Consider the following 18610-nt stretch of genomic DNA (forward strand, 5'->3'; position numbering starts at 1 on the left):
GAGCATGTCCCCCCAGATGAGCGAACGCACACTCTCCCGACCCGACACCGGCGGACTGATCGGTTTCATGATCGCCGGCGCGATCATCGCGATCCTGACCGTGGGACGCGCGGTGGTGCGCATCAGCGAAGTGCTCGGCGGTGCCGACGTGCGCGTGCCCGCGGAATTCGCCGGCACTCCCGCTGAGGCGCCGATCGGCCCGGGCGGCGCGCCGGTCACGGTCGAGCTCGACACCGCGGTGCTCATCGCCCCCGAGCTGCCCGCAGCATCCGTCGCCGCCCTCGTGTTGGAACAGGTCACGGTCGCGCTGACGATCGTCGTGGTCGTGGGGGCGCTGCTGTGGTTGACGGCCAACATCATCCGCGGCCGCATCTTCTCTCGGACGAACACGGCGCTGGTGATCACGGCGGGCTTCGCCGGGCTCATCGGGTACTGCCTGGCGCCGTTCTTCGCGAACATGGGCGCGAACGGCGCCTTCGCTCGCATCTCGGATCGCACGTTCGACAACGTGGTGATGTCGGTCGATCTCTTCCCGCTCTTGTTCCTCGCCTTCCTCGTCGGGCTCGCGGGCACGGTGTTCGGCATCGGCGACCGACTCCGCCGCGAGACCGACGGGCTCGTCTGATGGGCAGACGGCTCGGCGCCGGGGAGACGATCGCGGTCTCGCTCGTCGGAAGCGGGGCACTCGTCGCCATCCCGCTGACGCTGGTCACGCTCGTCGCGTCGGGGGTGAGCATCGCGACCAGCGCGGTGCTGCGCGTGAACGATCTGGCGATCGCGCCCGGCGGCGAGTACCCACCGGTGCTCACCGGCTCCGACGCGGTGGTCGACGCGGGCTTCCAGACCGCGTGGGCCGAGGTGGCGAACCTCCCGGCCGGCGTGCGGTGGCTGTTGTGGACGGAGGGGGCATTGCCGGCGCTCACCGGATTGGTGATCGCCATCGCGACCCTCTGGCTCGCCCGGGCGCTGCTGCGCGGCTCGCCGTTCACCCGCGCGCTGCCCGGGGTGCTCGTCGCGGTGGCGATCGTCGTCATCGTCGGGGGCCTGAGTTCGCAGGTCATCGGTGCGCTCGCGCGGGCCGAGACCGTGCTGTTCCTGGGGCCTGCGGAGGAGATGACCGGGCCGGGGGGCTTCACCGGCTTCTGGTTCGCGCTCGATTTCGGTCCGATCGGCTGGGGCGTCGGCATCGCCCTCGTCGCCGCGGCCTTCCGGATCGGCACGCGGCTGCAGCGCGAGACGGCGGGTCTCGTATGAGCCCCGCGATCGATGAGGAGGGGCCGAGCGGCATCCACTGCCGCCTCGACGAGCTGCTCGCCGCGCGCGGGATGACCCTCACCCGCCTCAGCGAGATCGTCGGGGTGAGCGTGGTGAACCTGTCCGTGCTGAAGAACGACCGGGCGCGGGCCATCCGTTACTCGACGCTCGCCGCCGTCTGCCGCGCCCTGGAGTGCGAGCCGGGCGACCTGCTCGTGCTCGCCTGAGGCCGGGGCGCTGGGTGTTCGCTCGGTTTCGGGGCGGGTGCCTTCTCTATCGTTGAGCTATGAACCGACGCGCGAAGCGAGATCCCGACAGCCATAGACCCGGCGCCCTTCCGGGCGCCCCCTCTGGGATCGGAGCCGCACGATGAGCGGCGAGCTGGTCTTCAACATCGTCCTTGTTCTCGTCTTCGTGCTGATCGGTGGTGTCTTCGCCGCCACGGAAATGGCGCTCGTCACCCTCCGCGAGGGGCAGCTGAATGCGATCGCCGCGCGCGGCAAGCGCGGCGAGAAGGTCGCGGCGCTTGCTCGCAATCCCAATACCTTCCTCTCGGCCGTGCAGATCGGCGTGACGGTCGCCGGGTTCCTCTCTGCCGCGTACGGCGCCTCGTCGATCTCGCCGTACGTCGAGCCCCTTTTCGTGGCGGTCGGCATCCCCGCCGACGTCGCCCCAGGGCTCGCCACTGTCGTGCTCACCCTCGTCGTCGCCTACTTCTCCCTGGTCCTGGGCGAGCTCGTTCCCAAGCGACTCGCGATCCAACGCAACGTGCAGTTCGCGTACGTCGCCGCCCCCGTGCTGAGCGGCTTCGCCGTGCTGATGCGCCCCGTCATCTGGCTGCTTTCGGTGTCGACCAACGCCCTGGTGCGCCTCCTCGGCGGTGACCCGAACAAGAGCGCGGACGAGATGACCGAAGAAGAGCTCCGCGACATGGTGTCCAGTCACGAAGGACTCCCCGAAGACGAACGCCGCATCCTCGACGACGTCCTGTCGCTTCGGGATCGACAGCTGAGCGAGGTCATGCGACCGCGGCTGGAAGTCATCGCGCTCGACGTGGACATGACGATCGCCGATGCTATGCAGCGGGTGCGCCCCCTCCCCTACTCGCGGTACCCGATCACCGACTCGTCGATCGACGACATCGTCGGGTTCGTGCACGTCCGCGACCTGTACGACGCAGCATCCGTCGACACCACGCGCACCGTGTCGCAGATCGCCCGGGCGATCGAATACCTCCCCGCGAGCTCGCGCGTGCTCCCCGCACTGACGAAGATGCGAGCCCACGAGCTGCACATCGCTGTGGTGGTCGACGAATACGGCGGCACGGACGGCATCATCACCCTCGAAGACCTCGTCGAGGAGGTGGTCGGTGAGATCTTCGACGAGTACGACGTCGACGCCGGCGCCGATAACGCCGCGGCGGAGGGCGGGGCGATCGACGGCCGCCTGAACCTGCAGGACTTCGAGGAGGCGACCGGCATCGCCCTCCCCCGTGGTACCTACGACACCGTCGCCGGCTACGTCATGGACCGCCTCGGCCGCATCCCCGTCGTCGGCGATACCGTCGCCGCCTCGGACGCGCTGCTGCGGGTGCAGCGCATGGAACGCCGGCGTGTTGCCGAGGTCGCCGTCGTGCGCCCCGAGGCGACGGAGCCGGAAGACTGACGCGCGGAGAATCGAGCGAGGGCGGATGCCGGCGCCGTGGCGCCGTGGGGCGGTTCGCGCTCAGTTGACGCCGGCGATGGCCATGCGGGTGGCGTCGTAGCCGTCGCCCGTGAGGATCAGCTCGTAGGCCACGTCCTGCTCGGCGTCCGGCACGTCGATGACGCTCACCCGCCGCGCGAAGTCCGCCGTGCACACCAGGTCTGCGGCCGGCTCGGCGAGAGTGACGGTGATCTCCCCGGGCGCGGTGACCGCAGCATCCTGAACCACCGGCCGACAGCCCGACGATCCCCAGGTCGACAGCGCGAGCACATCATCGACCGTTGCCCACCCCGCGCTCGGCTCGCCCTCGGCCACGGGCGTCGCACCGGCGAGGTCGGCGGCACCGGGCAGCACCACGTCTCCGCCGACCGCGCCGTCCGCACCGGGCGTGCCCGCCGCATCGGTTCCTTCCGTCGACGCGGACACGCGTACCTCGAGGTCGAGCGAGGGATCGACGGTGACCGCCACGGCATCGCCGCGCAGGACGGCGTCGCGCGTGCACGCGGCGTCGAGGTTGCCGAAGAGGGTGACCTGCAGGGGCGGCATCTCGCCGGTGACCATGAGACCCGGCACGCAGCTCGAGCTGCCCCGCGTCAGCACCGCGACGGCCGCCCCGCCGTCGAGCCACGCGGCGGCGACATCGACGCCGGCATCGACCCCGGCACCTGGGCTCGCGGCGGCTGAGGTGGTCGGCGCCGGGCTCGAGCCGCCGCCGGCTCCGCTCGCGCACCCGGCGAGCGCTCCGCCCGTCAGAACAGCACCAAGTGCGAGGGCGATCAACGGGGTGCGGCGCATGATGGTCTCCGGATGCTGGGGGGGCTACTGCAGTGCCGAGGTCAACCGCGCGAGATTGTCGAGCACCGTGGAGCGCAGCGGCTGCTTCTCCCACTCGGCGAGCGTCATCTCGCGGCTGAGTCCGCGGTAGGTGTCTTCGACCTCGCGCATGTCGCGCACGAAGTCCTCACCGCGAACGAGCATCGAGATCTCGAGGTTGAGACCGAAGGAGCGCATGTCCATGTTGCTCGAGCCGATGACGGCGACCTCGTCGTCGATCGTGAGGCTCTTGGAATGCAGGATGTAGGGGCGCGGATACATCCAGATCTTGACCCCGGCGCGCAACAACGCCTCGTAGTAGCTGCGCTGCGCGTGGTACACGAGGGCCTGGTCGCCCTCCTCCGAGACGAACAGCTCGACGTGCACGCCCTTCTGGCACGCCGTCGTGATGCCCAGAAGCAGCGCCTCGTCGGGTACGAAGTAGGGACTGACGATGATGATCTTCTCCCGCGCGGCCAGCAGTAGGCCGAGGAACAGCTTCAGGTTGTTCTGGAAGTCGAAGCCGGGGCCCGAGGGCACGATCTGACAGTCGAGGTCGCCCGGGCCCGTCTGCACGCTGAAGAGGTCGATCTCGTCGGTGAGGATCTCGTCGGTCTCGCTGTACCAGTCGGAGAGGAAGACCGCGTTAATGCTCGCCACGACGGGGCCTTCGACCCGCACCATCAGGTCGACCCAGCGCAACCCGCGCCGGATGTTCTTGCGCAGGTTGTAGCTGGAGTCCGTGACGTTCTGCGAGCCCATGTAGGCGATGTCGCCGTCGACGACGAGCAGCTTGCGGTGGTTGCGCAGATCGGGGCGCTGGTACTTGCCCTTGAGAGGCTGCACCGGCAGCATCAGGTGCCAGTGCGCGCCCATCGCGTCGAGCCGCTTGAGCGTCTTGCGGTAGAACGGCTTGCCCCGGTTGGCCCAGTGATCGAGCAGGACGCGCACCTCCACTCCGCGGGCGGCCACCTCTTCGAGAGCACGGAAGAAGTTGTCGGTGGAGTCGTCGGTCTGCAGGATGTAGAACTCCACGTGGACGTAGCGCTTGGCCTGGCGGATCGCCTCGGCCATCGCGTCGAGACTCTGCTGGTAGTCGGAGATCAGCTGCGCGTCGTTGTCGCCCGCGAGCGGCATGGCGCCGAGGTTGCGGTTGAGGGTGACCAGCGCCGTGAACCAGTGCGGCGCGTGAGGCTTCAGCGTGCCGAAGTCGAGCGACTCGCTGGTGTCGTGGATGTAGCGGTTGATCGCCGCCTGCTTGCGCCGGCGCTTGCGCGGCAGCCGAGGGTTTCCGATGAGCAGGAACAGCAGCACCCCGACGAAGGGGATGAAGTAGATGGCCAGCAGCCACGCCATCGCCGCCGTCGGGCGGCGGTTTCGGGGCACGACGATGATCGCGGCGATGCGAATGACGAGATCGACCACGAAGATCGTGACGACCCACCACGTCGCGTCGAGAGTGACGCTGATCACAGATCCTCCTGGCGGCCTACTGCCCCCAGCGTAGTGAGTGCCCCCGACGCGGCCGCGCAGGCGTCGATCGGGTCGTTCAGTGCTCGGAGCCCGATGCCGCAGCCGGGGTGGGGTCGAGGCCCCGCTTGGCGCGTTCCTCCGCCTCGATGCGCGCATACGTCTTGCGCTCGGTGCGGTCCATCCGCAGAATCCCGCGGATCACGAAGAAGAAGATCACCGACACCACGAGGGTCGGTGCGAGCGACCAGAGCACGGCGAGGGCGAAGGGATCCACACCTCGAGGATACGCCGCCCTGATCCTCTCCTCCCCATCCGGTCGTTCCTGCCAGAACCTCCACAGAGTGCGCCGGCCATCTCCCCGCGGCTTCCGGAACGTCGAGTGTGGACGCATGACGACCATCTTCAAGGCGGCGACCGCCGCGGATTTCCTCGCCCTCGTGCCGCGCCTCGCCGGATTCACCCCGAGGCGCAGCGTCGTGCTCGTACCGTTCGCCGGCAATCGCACCCTCGGCGCGATGCGCCTCGACCTACCGAAGCACGGCGACGACGTCGAGCGGCTCGCCTCGACCTTCATCGGTCTGATGTGCAAGATCTCCACCGCCGACACCGTCGCCCCGGTCATCTATACCGACGACACATTCGCCGGGTCGGACGGGCTGCCCCACGACCGCTTGATGAGCGCGCTGCTCGTTCGCGCCGACATCTGCGGGCTGCGCGTGAGCGACGCGCTGTGCGTCGCCGCCGACGGGTGGGGCTCGTACCTTGATCCGGGCTGCCCCGCCGCAGGGCGCCCCCTCGCCGAGCTGCGACTGGACCGGCCGGAGCTCGAGGAACTGCCGATGGATGCGGGTGACCAGACGAGCGGTGCGGGCCTGCCCGCCGTCGACCTCGCCGAGAAGGAGCGGGTGGCTCGAGCGATGCGGGAGGTGGCCCGCGCGGTATCGGTCATCACGGACGAGAGCTGGGCAGATCCCGAGGGCGCCGGCGATCTGGAGCGCATCGACCCGCGGGCACTGGCTGCCGTGGAGATGTTCGACGACGTGCCCCTGCTCTTCGAGGACGCGCTCGTCTGGGACGTCGACCGCCTCGACGCCTATCAGGCCGCGTCACTCGGATGGTGCTTAACACGGCCGGCGCTGCGCGACATCGCGCTGACGCAGTGGTGCTGCGACCTCGAGGCGGGCGATGAGGCCGCCGAGGCGCAACTGCGCTGGCAGCACGGCGAGGACTACCCGGCCGAACTCGCGACCTCGATGTGGGGCGAGGGACCGATCCCCGACGCGGGCCGCCTCGCCGCCGCCCTCGATCTCGTCCGTCGGATCGCGGCGAGCGTTCCCCGCAATCAGCGCCCCGGACCGCTCGCCGCGTGCGGATGGCTCTCGTGGGCCCTCGGCCGTTCGACGCACGCCGGGGACTACGCGAGCGAAGCCCTCTCGATCGAGCCCGGTCATGGCCTGGGCGAGATCGTGCTGGCGTTCGTCAACAACGCGCACCTTCCCGAGTGGGTGTTTCACCGCCCCGTTCCGCGAGGGGCGGTGACCCGGGTCATTTGACGAGCGGGAAGAGGATCGTCTCGCGGATGCCGAGGCCGGTGACCGCCATCAGCAGGCGGTCGATACCCATGCCCATGCCGCCGGTGGGCGGCATGCCGTGCTCGAGAGCGCGGAGGAACTCCTCGTCGATGCGCATGGCCTCGTCGTCGCCGCGAGCGGCGAGCTTCGCCTGCTCGACGAAGCGCTCGCGCTGGATCACCGGGTCGACGAGCTCGGAGTAGCCGGTGGCGAGCTCGAAGCCGCGCACGTAGAGGTCCCACTTCTCGACCACACCCGGGATGGAACGGTGTTCGCGCACGAGCGGGCTGGTGTCGACGGGGAAGTCCATGACGAACGTGGGGCGGGTGAGCCCCGGCTTGACGAAGTGCTCCCACAACTCCTCGACCCACTTGCCGTGGGTGGGGTGGGCGGGCTCGTCGACGCCGGCCTCGGCGGCAAGCGCGCGCAGCTCGTCGATCGACGTGTCGGGGGTGATGGTGCGACCGGATGCTTCCGACAGCGAGTCGTACATCGAGATGCGCTCCCACTGCCCGCCGAGGTCGTACTCGGTGCCGTCGGCCCATGTCACCGTCGTGGAGCCGGAAACCGCGATCGCGGCGTTCTGCACGAGCTGCTGGGTGAGGTCGGCGATGCCCTGGTAATCGGAGTACGACTGGTACGCCTCGAGCATCGCGAACTCGGGGCTGTGCGTGGAGTCGGCGCCCTCGTTGCGGAAGTTGCGGTTGATCTCGAAGACGCGATCGATGCCGCCGACGACGGCGCGCTTGAGGAACAGCTCGGGGGCGATCCGCAGGAACAGCTCGGTGTCGAACGCGTTCGAGTGGGTGACGAAGGGGCGGGCACTCGCGCCGCCGTGCTGCACCTGCAGCATGGGGGTCTCCACCTCGACGAACGCCTGGTCGGCGAAGGTCGCGCGCAGGCTGGCGTTGACCTTCGCTCGGGCGAGCACCGTCTCGCGGGCCTGGTCGCGCACGATGAGGTCGAGGTAGCGGCTGCGGACGCGGCTCTCCTCGCTCAGTTCGGAGTGCAGGTTCGGCAGGGGCAGCACCGCCTTCGACGCGATCTGCCAGTCCGACACCATGATCGACAGTTCGCCTCGACGGCTCGAGATGACCTCACCCGAGACGAAGACGTGGTCTCCGAGATCGACGAGTTCCTTCCACGCCTGGAGAGAATCCTCCCCGACGACCGCCAGCGACACCATCGCCTGGATGCGGCTGCCGTCGCCCGACTGCAGCGACGCGAAGCAGAGCTTCCCGGTGTTGCGGCTGAAGACGACCCGGCCGGCCACTCCGGCCTCGACGCCGGTCTCATCGCCCGCCTCGAGGTCGCCGTAGCGCGCACGCAGCGCCGGGATGGTATCGGTGACGGGGACGGCGACCGGATACGGTCCGCCCGCAGCATCCGCTCGCTCCGCCAGCAGGCGTTCCCGCTTGCCGAGACGCACCGCCTTCTGCTGGTGCGCTTCGAGCTCGGCGCGGGCGGTGTCGTCCTCCGCCACGGGCTCTGCGGGGGCGGCGGAAGGCGCGTCGGTCATGCTCGCAATCCTACCGACGGCGGCGGGGGCCCTCTCGGCCGGGGCGGCGGTCAGGGAAGCGAGATCTCGGCGTTGTCGATGAAGCGGTGACCGGCCACGGTCGCCGCGATCAAGGCGATCGCCCGGCCGGTGTGGTTCTCCTCGACGGGGCGGAAGGTCGCCGGGTCGACGACGTTGAGGTACTCCAGCCGGATCCGCTCTTCGCCCATCAGGCTCGACTGTGCGGCGGCGATGCAGGCGTCGACGCCCCGGTCGGCATTCGAGGCGGCGGCCTCGAGGGCCCGCGGGAGCCGGCCGGCCGCGCGGCGGTCGGCGGGTTCGAGCAGGGCCACACGGCTCGACACGGGCAGCCCGTCGTCGCTGCGCACCGTCGGAACGGTGACGGCCGACACGTCGAAGAACAGCTCGCGGATCATGCGGCGCACGAGGAACACCCGCTGCAGATCGCGCTCCCCGTAGACGGCCACGGTCGGGCGCACGAGGTGGAAGAGGATCGCTTCGACGGTGAGGAGACCGTCGAAGTAGAACGGCCGCGTGCGCCCCTCGTAGCGCAGCCCGAGATCGCCCGCGCTCACCCGCGTCGTGGCGATGCCGGCGGGGAGGAGTTCGGATGCTTCGGGGGCGAACACGATGTCGACCCCCAGCGACTCCAGCAGCGCGTCGTCCTCGGGACGGCGGTGCGGGTAAGCGGCGACGTCGGCCGGGGTGCGGAAGCGCAGGGGGTTCACCAGCGAGGAGACCACCACGAGGTCGGCGCTCTCCCGCGCGAGCCGGATGAGATCGACGTGACCCTCGTGCAGCGCTCCGAGCGTGGACACCAGTCCCACCGAAGGAGAACCGCCGGACGCGTCTTCTGCCTCGGCCAGTCGGACGCGCAGTTCTGCGACGGTGCGGATCATCCGTCGATCGTAGCGTCCGGCCCGAGCGCTCCCCCGTCGGCGGGCACGCCCTCGGCCAACGCCTGGTCGACCGTGGAGCGCACCAGGGCCGAGAGATAACCGCCGGGATTGTCCACCCCGACGGCCGACAGCCGCGACACGGCCTGGCGGACGATCGAGCGGGAGAACTCCGTCGCCGTCGCGATCGCATCCGCATAGGCGGGGCGATCGGCCTCCGCGATGACCACCGGCTCGCAGCCGAGTTCGACGGCGAGCGCCTGCGCGATGGGCAGCACGGGCCCCGGCGCCGTCACGGCCGCCCATCCCTGGCTGAGCGAACGCAGGTCGATCGAGGTTCCGGTGAAGCTGATGGCGGGGTGCACTGCCAGGGGGATGGCCCCGAGGCGCATCGCGGGCTCGAGCACCGCGACGCCGTACCCCGGGTCGGTGTGCATCACCAATTGACCGGGCTGCCACGCCCCGACATCCGCGAGACCGGCGACGAGGGCGGGAAGCTGGTCGGCGGGCACCGCGATCACGACCAGCTCGCTGCGACGCACCACCTCATCGGGATCGAGGACGGGCACGCCCGGCAGCACAGCTTCGACGCGGTCATCGTCGGAACCCGAGGTGATCCCCACGAGGGCGTGCCCCGCGCCCGCGAGGGCGGCGCCCACGATGGGGCCGACCTTGCCCGCTCCGATGATGCCGACGCCCAGACGCCCGTCACGACCGTTCACGGCACGGTTTCCGCTTCGGCGGGATCAGGAGTCTCGGCTCCCCAGCGGTGGCTGCGATCCTGGGCGGATGCTGCGACGATGCCGGCGGCGGTGTTGCGGAAGGCGCGCAGGGCGTCGTCGCGATCGAGGATGCCGACCGTGGTCGGCACGGATCCGGCGATCACGTGAGCGGTCAGATTCGCGACGCTCAGGGCACGGTCGACGGGCCCCTGGGCGATGCCCACGCTCTGCAGCCGCGCGAGCGGGAACACCGCGAGAGCGCGCCAGATGAAGCCCCGCCGGAAGAACAGGGCGTCGGCGGTGAGCAGGTAGCCGTTGCGCCGCCACGACAGCGGGCGCAGCAGCCGGGCGCGGCGGGGCGTGGTGGAGTACGGGTCGTCGGCGCGGGGTCCGAGGATGCCCTGCTCGAAAACGAAGGGCCAGTCCGCTTCCGACAGCGCGGGCAGCAGCAGTCGCAGCACCCGTTCGACGTCGGCGCGGGTGCCCACCGGCAGCACCGTCGTGAACTGTTCGGTCGTCGTGTCGCTCATCGATCGCCCCGAGAGGCGGTTCACGGTGATCGACCACCACCCGAACGGTCGCCAGAAGATGGACTGGCGCACCTCGACGGCGTGCACCCGGCCGGGGGGCAGCGTCTCGCTGATGGTCGTGAACAGCCCGAACGTGACCCGCACCCCGCTCGGCATCGGCGCGATCGAGTACCGCAACGCCCGCGTGATGGAACGCACGTAATAGGCCGCGAATCCCAGGAACGTCGGGATGACCGAGAACAGCACCCAGGGCGTACCGAGCACCGAGCCGACCACGATCGCCGCGAGGAGCGCGAGGAGCGCGAGCGTGGTGCCACTGAGGAGGCGCGAGGCGATGAGGCGCCCCGGCGGGATGCGGACGACCGACTCGGGCTCGACGTCGAACTGGTCATCCCCGCCCACGATCCCCGTGATCCCCGCACTCACGATGGACGCCGCCTGCTGCACGCCGCCGCGGGTCGCGGGCGAACCGGACGTTCCCGGGGTCAGCTGCCGCCCCGAGGCCAGGCGCAGGATGTCGGAGCGCACGGTCTCGGCGTTCGAGGTCGACAGGTACTCGAGCTTGACGTTGCCGTCCGAGCCCGCGCCGATCACCTCGAGCTTCGCCATTCCGAGGAGCCGCGCCACCAGGGGGCGGATGAGGTTCACGCCCTGGACGCGGTCGAGAGGCGCACGCCGATGGGTGCGGAACAGCACCCCCGAGCGCACCTCCACGTCGTCGCCGGTGATGCGGAAGGTGTGGAAACGCCACGACAACCAGAACAGCACCAGCACGACGGCGAGGGTTCCGAGGATCACCAGCAACGCGGTGACGACGAGATGCTGATCGAGGATGTAGTCGATGGGGTCGGGCGGCAGGTTGCCGTCGCCGAAGTCGGGGGAGAACAGCGGCAGGATCATCGCGAGCAGCCGCTCTCGCAGGTTCGCCACGACGATGCCGCCGATGACGAGGATGAACAGGCCCCCGCGAAGAAGCGGGGTGAGCGGATGCATCCGATGCCACTCGCCGTCGCTGAGGGGCGAACGTACCTCGTCGGGGTGGGGCGCCGCGGGGGAAGGCGAGGTCACAGCCCTGTCCGTCGGGTCTCGGCCACCGCGACCAGCGTGTCTCGCAAGCTCTCCGCCGCCGCCTGCTTCAGACCCGGGATCGTGACGCCGGTCGACGCCGCCGCGGTCACCAGCTTCAGCTGGGCGATACCGAAGCCGCGGTCGAGGGGGCCGTGCGTGATGTCGACGAGCTGCATGCGTCCGTAGGGCACCGCCACCATCCGCTGCCAGAGGATGCCCCGGCGGAAGACGAGGTCGTCGCGGCGCAGCTGGTACCCGTAGGAGCGGGCCTGGCGCGGTGTGATCGCGAGAGACCACACGCACAGCGCCAGGATGATGCCCGCCGGGATCCACACCCAGGTCTGATCCAGCCAGATCTGCAGCACGAGGGCGGCGGCGAGCACGAGGACGGCGACCGATCCGGTCGAGATCATCTGCACCCAGACGTAGGCGCGCGCCAATTGGTGCCAGGTGCCGTCGCCCAGGGGAAGACGCGCCTCGGAGCGCGGCTCGACGATGCGCTCGAACGTGCCGGCGTCCAGGGCGTCGGGGGCGTCAGTGGGAGGCGTCGATTCCCGGGGGGTCGCCTCCGGGGGATTCGTCATCGTCGTCCTTCCGAATGGTGCACAACTGTTCTGCGACGAGACCGGCGGCGACGAGGATGGCGCCGCAGACGACCGTCGCGATGGTCGCGCTCATCGAGCCTACCGAGGGCGTGACCGGCCGTGTGAGCAGATAGCCCAGAAGGCCCGCCGCGAACCCGCCGAAGGTCGCTCCGACGATGCTCGACGCCTTCGCGAGCATCGCGATGCGCACCGCGCGGAAGGGGTTCACGGGGGCTGACCCGCGACCGCGCGTCGCCCGGGCGATGGGCACGGCCAGCACGACACAGACGGCGCCGACCATGACCAGCAGGATCGGCAGCGTGACCGCGGGAGCGAAGGTCGGGCGTCCCATCGCGACGAGGGCGCTGTCGATGACGAAGCCCACCACGGCGCCGAGAACGGCAGCGAGGATGAGGACGCCGGGGCCGGTGCGTTTCACGAGGCGGCCTGCAAGCGCGCCAAGACGTCGGATACCGCGCCGACACGGGGCAGGTGCGCTCCGGCGTCGACTTCGAGCCAGGGCACCATCACGAAGTCGCGCTCCCCCGCCCGCGGGTGCGGGAGGACGAGCCGATCGTCGTCCGACACGATGTCGCCGTAGGAGACGAGGTCGAGGTCGAGCGTGCGGTCACCCCACCGCTCACGCCGCTCCCGGCCGTGATCCGCCTCGATGCGGTGCAGCTCCTCCAGCAGGAGGGAGGGCGCGAGACGCGTGGCGACGAGGGCGACGGCATTGAGATAGCGAGGACGATCGGCATCCGCCCCGCTCGTGGTCACCGCGATGGTCTCCAGCGCTGCCGACGCACGCACGAGATCGGTCAGCGGCAGTTCGGCGAGCGCCGTCAGGGCCGAGGTCAATGCCGCTTCCCGGTCGCCGAGGTTCGCCCCCAGGGCGACGACCGCGACGGCCGGGCGGGGGCGCCCGGTGGCTGCGACCTCGTCGGCGAAGGCGCTCACGGCACGGCCCCGAAGCCCACCGGCACCACGCGGGGTGCGGGGCGGGAGCGGCGGACCGTGACGGCGACATCGGCGAAGGGCACGGCGATGGGCGCTGACGGCTTGTGCACGGTCACCACGACCTGCCGCACGCGCGCGTCGGTGAGCACGTCGGCGGCGATGCGCTCGGCGAGGGTCTCGATCAGGTTCACCGGCTCGCCGCCGACGAGCGCGACGACGCGTTCGGCGAGCTCGCCGTAATGCACGGTGTCGGTGACGTCATCGGATGCTGCGGCCGCCGCGGTTTCGAGGTGCACGGTCACGTCGACCACGAACTCCTGCCCCTCGCGACGCTCGTCCTCGAAGACGCCGTGGCGTCCGAACGCGCGCACTCCCGTCAGGGTGATCTCGTCTACGGGGTCCATGTGCCCTCCCAGAGTGCGGCGACGCGCAGAGCGTCGCGGGTGGCGGCGACGTCGTGGACCCGCACGGCCCACGCGCCGTTCTGCGCGGCGATCACGCTCGTGACCGCCGTCGCCAGGTCTTTGTCGGCGAGCGAGGGATCGTCGCCGAGCGCGTCGCCGAGGAACCGTTTGCGGCTCGTTCCGACCAGCACCCGCGGCCCGAGACCGGCGAACTGGGGCAACGCGCGCAGCACGGCCCAGTTCTGGGCTCCCCGCTTGGCGAAACCGATTCCGGGGTCGAGCACGATGCGAGCGGGCGGGATGCCGGCGAGCGCGGCTGCCTCGACACGCACGAGCAGCTCCTCGATGACCTCGCGCACGAGGTCGGTGTACTCGGCACGGGCGTACATGTCGGCGGACGCGCCGCGCCAGTGGCCCAGCACGACATCGGCGCGCGTGCTCGCCACCACCTCGAGCATCCCGGGGTCGGCGAGCCCCCCGGAGACATCGTTCACGATGCTGGCTCCGGCCTCGAGGGCGAGGGCCGCGGTGGAGGCGTTGAGCGTATCGATGCTGACGGGCGCTCCGGCGGCGGCGAGGGCGGCGATCACCGGCAGCACGCGCTCCTGCTCGACGCGGGCGGCCACCCGCTCGGCGCCGGGTCGCGTCGACTCGCCGCCGACGTCGAGGATGTCGGCGCCTTCGGCGCGCAGCCGCAGGCCGTGCGCGATCGCGACATCGGGATCGACGAAGCGCCCCCCGTCGCTGAACGAGTCGGGCGTGACGTTGACGATGCCCATGATCACGGTCATTCCGCGCTCGGGCTTTCGGGTCGGCGGCCGACGATGAGGGCGAGCAGCTCAGCGCGGGCTGCCGGCTCGGCGAGGTCGCCGCGTGCGGCGATCGTGACGGCCGTGGCGTCCTTCTGCTGGCCGCCGCGCATCGTCACGCACGCGTGCGACGCCTCGAGCACCACGAGCACGCCGCGGGCGTCGAGCGCACCGGCGATCGTGTCGGCGATCTGCTCGCCGAGGCGCTCCTGCACCTGAGGGCGGGCGGCGAGCACGTCGACCACCTTCGGTAGGGCGCCGAGCCCGACGACCTGCTCCCCCGGGAGGTAGGCGAGGTGGGCGACGCCCCGGAAGGGCAGGAGGTGGTGCTCGCACACCGACCGGAAAGCGACGTCGCGCAGCATCACCGCGCCCGAGGGCACGGTCTCGGGCGCAGGCCCCCGCGAGACCGAGATGGTCCGCGCGAGCGGGGCGGCAGCATCCTGCCCCACCCCCGCGAAGAACTCGGCGTAGGCGTCGGCCACCCGCTCGGGCGTCTGGCGCAGTCCCGGACGATCGGGGTCTTCGCCGATCGCCTCGAGCAGCTCCCTCACGAGGGCGCCGACGCGCTCCCGGTCGACGGCCATGACCGGCCCTACGCCGTGGCCGGGCGGGCCTGTCCGCTGGGCTGGCGCCGCGGGGCCTTCTCGGTCTGCGCGTCGGCACTCACAGCTGCGGCGACCCCGGCCGGAGCCGCCCGACGCGGCACGTCGACCGGCGGCAGCACCGAGACCGGGCGTTCGCTCGAGCTCAACCACTGCGGGCGCGGGGGCAGCCGCTTGATGTCGGTGAAGATCTCGGCGAGCTCGAGGTGATCGAGCGTCTCCTTCTCGAGCAACGCGAGGGCGAGGCGGTCGAGGATCTCGCGGTTGTCGTTGATCACCTGGTAGGCCTCGTTGTGCGCCTGCTCGATGAGCGCGCGCACCTCGCCGTCGACCTGCTCGGCGACGCGCTCGGAGAAGTCACGGCCGTGACCCATGTCGCGACCCATGAACACCTCACCGGAGGAGGCGCCGAGTTTCACCGGACCGACATCGGTGGTCATGCCGTATTCGGTGACCATCTTGCGCGCGATGCCGGTGGCCTTCTCGATGTCGTTGGAGGCGCCGGTCGTGGGGTCGTGGAAGACGACCTCTTCCGCGACGCGGCCACCCATCGCGTAGGCGAGCTGGTCCTGCAGCTCGTTACGGGTGATCGAGTACTTGTCGTCGAGCGGCAGCACCATCGTGTAGCCGAGCGCCTTGCCGCGCGGGAGGATGGTGACCTTCGTGACCGGGTCGGTGTGGTTCATCGCCGCCGCGGCGAGCGCGTGACCGCCCTCGTGGTACGCGGTGATGAGCTTCTCCTTGTCGCGCATCACCCGGGTGCGGCGCTGCGGGCCCGCGAGCACGCGGTCGATCGCCTCGTCCAGGGCCCGGTTGTCGATGAGCTGCGCGTTGGAGCGCGCGGTCAGCAGGGCGGCCTCGTTGAGCACGTTCGCCAGGTCGGCGCCGGTGAACCCGGGCGTCTTGCGGGCGACGACCTCGAGGTCGACACCCTCGGCGAGAGGCTTGCCGCGGCCGTGAACCTCGAGGATCTGCTGACGGCCCTTCAGGTCGGGGGCGTCGACACCGATCTGACGGTCGAAGCGGCCGGGGCGCAGCAGCGCCGGGTCGAGGATGTCGGGCCGGTTGGTCGCGGCGATGACGATGACGTTGGCCTTGGGGTCGAAGCCGTCCATCTCGACGAGCATCTGGTTGAGGGTCTGCTCACGTTCGTCGTGGCCACCGCCCATACCGGCGCCGCGGTGGCGACCGACGGCGTCGATCTCATCGATGAAGATGATGGCGGGGGCGCTCTCCTTGGCCTGGTTGAAGAGGTCGCGCACGCGGCTCGCGCCGACGCCGACGAACATCTCGACGAAGTCCGATCCGGAGATCGAGTAGAACGGCACGCCCGCCTCGCCGGCGACGGCGCGGGCGAGCAGGGTCTTACCGGTTCCGGGAGGGCCGTACAGCAGCACGCCCTTCGGGATGCGTGCGCCGACGGCCTGGAACTTCGCGGGCTCCTTGAGGAAGTCCTTGATCTCGCTGAGCTCTTCGATCGCCTCGTCCGCTCCGGCCACGTCCTGGAACGTGACGGTCGGGCTCTCTTTCGACACGAGCTTCGCCCGGGACTTGCCGAACTGCATGACCTTGTTGCCGCCGCCCTGCGCGCTCGACAGCAGGAACCAGAACAGCAGGCCCAGCAGCACGAGCGGAAGGAGCAGCGAGAGGAAGCCGTCGAAGAACGACGCGCGGGGCACGACGTCGTTGTACCCGTCGGCGGGGGCGGCGTTGTCGATCGCGTCGACGACCTCGGGGGCGCGGGCGGCGACGTAGTAGAACTGCACCTCGGAGGCACCGTCGTACGGGCTCGACAACGTCATGTCGACGCGCTGGTCGCCGTCCGTGTTGGTGACCTCGGTCACGGTGTCGCCGCTCAGCAGCTCGAGACCCTCTTGGGTCGAGATCTGACGCGCGCCGTTCAGGCTGGTCAGTAGCCAGAAGCCGACGAGAAGGAACAACCCGATCAGAACGATGTAGAGGATGGGGTTGCGAGTGATCTTCTTGAAGTCCATGGTTCGGGCGACGCCCGGAGCCCTTTCGTCGCGATTTCCGCCAGGGATGCGGTGGAATCAGGGTACAGCGGGCACTCTATGCGAGGACTGTGCATTCGCCCACGGCGTACCGGGCGGCCTCAGCTGTAGACGTGCGGCGCGAGGACGGCGACGTCGCGCAGGTTGCGGTAGCGCTCGGCGTAATCGAGCCCGTAGCCGATGACGAACTCGTTCGGGATGTCGAACCCGACGTAGCGGCACTCGACGTGCACCTTCATGGCCTCGGGCTTGCGCAGCAGCGCGAGCACCTCGATGGATTCGGCGCCGCGCGACGCGAAGTTCTCCAGCAGCCAGCTCAGGGTGAGGCCGGAGTCGATGATGTCCTCGACGATGAGTACATGCCGGCCGTGCAGGTCGGTGTCGAGGTCTTTGCGGATCTGCACGACACCGCTCGAGCGGGTGCCGGTGCCGTAGGAGGAGACGGCCATCCAGTCCATCTGCACCTCGAGCGGCAGCATCCGGGCGAAATCGGCCATCACCATCACGGCCCCCTTCAGCACTCCCACGAGGAGCAGGTTCTTCTCCGCGTAGTCGACCGTGACCCGTGCGGCGAGCTCCTCGAGCTTGTCGTGGATCTCCTCCGCCGTGTAGAGGACTTCGGTGATGTCGTGGGAGATGTCGGCCGCGCGCATGCGGTCAGTCTACGAGGCGGTGAACTCGAGCCGGCCGCCGCGGCGGCTCACCGAGCAGCCCGGCAGAGCGATCGCTCCCTGACCCGACCAGTCGGTGACCAGGCGGGCGACCTCGAGGGTCTGGGCCCGCGTGAGGCTCTCGCCGAACTCGCTCGCGACCACGTGGCGGATGATGCGGTGCCGCAGCGCCGCAGGGTTGGCGGCGAGCGCCGCGACCGACACCGAGATGCCGGCCTCGGCGTGCTCGACGATGTCTTCGATCGTCTCCTCGATCATCTCCGAGAAGGCTTCGGCGTCTTCGCGCAGTTGCTCGGCGGTGCGGGCGAGCGCTTCGGCGATACCGGGACCGAGCTCGGCTTCGAGCACCGGAAGCACGCGCTCGCGCACCCGGACGCGCGTGAAGCGCGGGTCGTGGTTGTGCGGGTCGAGCCACGGCGCGAGGCCCTCGGCGGCGCACGCGGCTACGGTGGTCGCCCGCCGGACGCCGAGGAGGGGCCGCACCCATCGGCCCGCGTCGTCGACGCGCACGGGGGCCATGCCGCTGAGGCTCGACACCCCTGAACCGCGGGCGAGGCCGAGCAGCACGGTCTCGGCCTGGTCGTCGAGGGTGTGGCCGAGGAGGACGGTGTCGGTGCCGACCTGGCGGGCGGCGTCGGCGAGGGCGCGGTAGCGCGCGTCGCGGGCGGATGCTTCGGGTCCTCCCGCCGTGCCCACCTCGGCGCGGACGACGACGGCCTCGAGACCCAGACCCCGAGCGGCCTCGGCCGCGCTCTGGGCAGCATCCGCCGACCCGTCCTGGAGGGCGTGATCGACGGTGACAGCGACGGCACGGGTGCCGGCCTTGCGCGCTTCGAAGGCGGTGGCGGCCGCGAGTGCGAGCGAATCCGGACCGCCGGAGAGCGACACCACGATGACCGGGGCGTCGAGGCCCGTCAGCGCGCGGCGGACGGCGAGGCGCACCTCGGCGACGGCGGGGTCGAGACTCGGTCGCTGTGCGTGCATCCGTTCACGCTACCGGCCGCGCTTCGTGCTTCTC

The 18610-nt window shown here is 70.4% G+C and carries 21 protein-coding genes; 5 read left to right on the plus strand and 16 right to left on the minus strand.

Annotated features, from left to right (window positions below):
* Nucleotides 1-16 precede the first annotated feature (16 nt).
* The 4 genes from ACFXP5_RS08630 (at nt 17) to ACFXP5_RS08645 (ending at nt 2919) form a co-directional block, all read left to right on the plus strand.
* Nucleotides 17-625 carry a hypothetical protein gene (locus ACFXP5_RS08630; RefSeq protein WP_394527777.1) on the plus strand — a complete coding sequence of 203 codons (609 nt, stop codon included), beginning with the start codon at nt 17-19 and terminating at the stop codon, nt 623-625.
* Nucleotides 625-1254, plus strand: a complete 630-nt coding sequence (locus tag ACFXP5_RS08635) for a DUF2975 domain-containing protein (RefSeq protein ID WP_394544323.1) — start codon at nt 625-627, stop codon at nt 1252-1254. The genes ACFXP5_RS08630 and ACFXP5_RS08635 overlap by 1 nt, the downstream gene beginning before the upstream one ends.
* Nucleotides 1251-1481, plus strand: a complete 231-nt coding sequence (locus tag ACFXP5_RS08640) for a helix-turn-helix domain-containing protein (protein WP_394527779.1) — start codon at nt 1251-1253, stop codon at nt 1479-1481. Before ACFXP5_RS08635 ends, ACFXP5_RS08640 begins: the two co-directional genes overlap by 4 nt.
* A 142-nt stretch (nt 1482-1623) precedes the next feature.
* A complete protein-coding gene (locus ACFXP5_RS08645; protein WP_394544324.1) occupies nt 1624-2919 on the plus strand; it encodes a hemolysin family protein in 1296 nt (431 codons plus the stop codon).
* 60 nt (nt 2920-2979) lie between these two features.
* On the opposite strand, the gene ACFXP5_RS08650 is transcribed toward ACFXP5_RS08645, so the two are convergent.
* From ACFXP5_RS08650 to ACFXP5_RS08660, 3 genes are all read right to left on the minus strand, one after another.
* The gene (locus ACFXP5_RS08650) at nt 2980-3753 is read right to left on the minus strand and encodes a hypothetical protein (RefSeq protein ID WP_394544325.1); all 774 of its coding nucleotides are present in this window, start codon (nt 3751-3753) and stop codon (nt 2980-2982) included.
* A gap of 24 nt (nt 3754-3777) precedes the next feature.
* A complete protein-coding gene (cls, locus tag ACFXP5_RS08655; RefSeq protein WP_394527783.1) occupies nt 3778-5244 on the minus strand; it encodes a cardiolipin synthase in 1467 nt (488 codons plus the stop codon).
* 76 nt (nt 5245-5320) lie between these two features.
* Entirely contained in the window at nt 5321-5518 is a 198-nt protein-coding gene (locus tag ACFXP5_RS08660) for a hypothetical protein (RefSeq protein WP_394527784.1), read from the minus strand.
* 115 nt (nt 5519-5633) lie between these two features.
* Between ACFXP5_RS08660 and ACFXP5_RS08665 the strand changes: the two genes are divergently transcribed.
* A complete protein-coding gene (locus tag ACFXP5_RS08665) occupies nt 5634-6797 on the plus strand; it encodes a DUF4192 family protein (protein ID WP_394544326.1) in 1164 nt (387 codons plus the stop codon).
* Here the strand turns inward: ACFXP5_RS08665 and lysS are convergent.
* From lysS to tilS, 13 genes are all read right to left on the minus strand, one after another.
* Nucleotides 6790-8334: a lysine--tRNA ligase gene (gene lysS, locus ACFXP5_RS08670; protein ID WP_394527786.1), complete on the minus strand. Its 1545-nt coding sequence runs from the start codon at nt 8332-8334 to the stop codon at nt 6790-6792. The two genes, ACFXP5_RS08665 and lysS, sit on opposite strands and share 8 nt — an antisense overlap.
* Nucleotides 8335-8384: 50 nt before the next feature.
* On the minus strand, nt 8385-9233 hold the full coding sequence (gene panC / locus ACFXP5_RS08675) for a pantoate--beta-alanine ligase (protein WP_394544327.1): 849 nt from the start codon (nt 9231-9233) through the stop codon (nt 8385-8387).
* Nucleotides 9230-9952 (minus strand): DUF2520 domain-containing protein, encoded by a 723-nt coding sequence (locus tag ACFXP5_RS08680; protein WP_394544328.1) that lies wholly within the window; start codon nt 9950-9952, stop codon nt 9230-9232. The genes panC and ACFXP5_RS08680 overlap by 4 nt, the downstream gene beginning before the upstream one ends.
* Nucleotides 9949-11550 carry a PH domain-containing protein gene (locus ACFXP5_RS08685; RefSeq protein ID WP_394544329.1) on the minus strand — a complete coding sequence of 534 codons (1602 nt, stop codon included), beginning with the start codon at nt 11548-11550 and terminating at the stop codon, nt 9949-9951. Before ACFXP5_RS08685 ends, ACFXP5_RS08680 begins: the two co-directional genes overlap by 4 nt.
* On the minus strand, nt 11547-12134 hold the full coding sequence (locus ACFXP5_RS08690) for a PH domain-containing protein (protein WP_394544330.1): 588 nt from the start codon (nt 12132-12134) through the stop codon (nt 11547-11549). Before ACFXP5_RS08690 ends, ACFXP5_RS08685 begins: the two co-directional genes overlap by 4 nt.
* On the minus strand, nt 12085-12573 hold the full coding sequence (locus ACFXP5_RS08695; protein ID WP_394527791.1) for a DUF3180 domain-containing protein: 489 nt from the start codon (nt 12571-12573) through the stop codon (nt 12085-12087). The genes ACFXP5_RS08690 and ACFXP5_RS08695 overlap by 50 nt, the downstream gene beginning before the upstream one ends.
* Nucleotides 12570-13091, minus strand: a complete 522-nt coding sequence (gene folK, locus ACFXP5_RS08700) for a 2-amino-4-hydroxy-6-hydroxymethyldihydropteridine diphosphokinase (protein WP_394527792.1) — start codon at nt 13089-13091, stop codon at nt 12570-12572. Before folK ends, ACFXP5_RS08695 begins: the two co-directional genes overlap by 4 nt.
* Nucleotides 13088-13495, minus strand: coding sequence for a dihydroneopterin aldolase (gene folB / locus ACFXP5_RS08705; RefSeq protein WP_394544331.1), 408 nt, complete (start codon nt 13493-13495; stop codon nt 13088-13090). The genes folK and folB overlap by 4 nt, the downstream gene beginning before the upstream one ends.
* Nucleotides 13483-14286, minus strand: a complete 804-nt coding sequence (folP, locus tag ACFXP5_RS08710) for a dihydropteroate synthase (protein ID WP_394544332.1) — start codon at nt 14284-14286, stop codon at nt 13483-13485. The genes folB and folP overlap by 13 nt, the downstream gene beginning before the upstream one ends.
* The gene (folE, locus tag ACFXP5_RS08715) at nt 14283-14891 is read right to left on the minus strand and encodes a GTP cyclohydrolase I (RefSeq protein WP_394544333.1); all 609 of its coding nucleotides are present in this window, start codon (nt 14889-14891) and stop codon (nt 14283-14285) included. Before folE ends, folP begins: the two co-directional genes overlap by 4 nt.
* Nucleotides 14892-14899: 8 nt before the next feature.
* A complete protein-coding gene (ftsH, locus tag ACFXP5_RS08720) occupies nt 14900-16903 on the minus strand; it encodes an ATP-dependent zinc metalloprotease FtsH (RefSeq protein ID WP_394527796.1) in 2004 nt (667 codons plus the stop codon).
* A 119-nt stretch (nt 16904-17022) separates the two neighbouring features.
* A complete protein-coding gene (gene hpt, locus ACFXP5_RS08725; protein ID WP_394527797.1) occupies nt 17023-17574 on the minus strand; it encodes a hypoxanthine phosphoribosyltransferase in 552 nt (183 codons plus the stop codon).
* 9 nt (nt 17575-17583) lie between these two features.
* Nucleotides 17584-18576 (minus strand): tRNA lysidine(34) synthetase TilS, encoded by a 993-nt coding sequence (gene tilS, locus ACFXP5_RS08730; protein ID WP_394544334.1) that lies wholly within the window; start codon nt 18574-18576, stop codon nt 17584-17586.
* Nucleotides 18577-18610 lie beyond the last annotated feature (34 nt).

This window comes from Microbacterium hanjuni (assembly GCF_043556395.1).
In the GTDB taxonomy this organism is placed as follows: domain Bacteria; phylum Actinomycetota; class Actinomycetes; order Actinomycetales; family Microbacteriaceae; genus Microbacterium.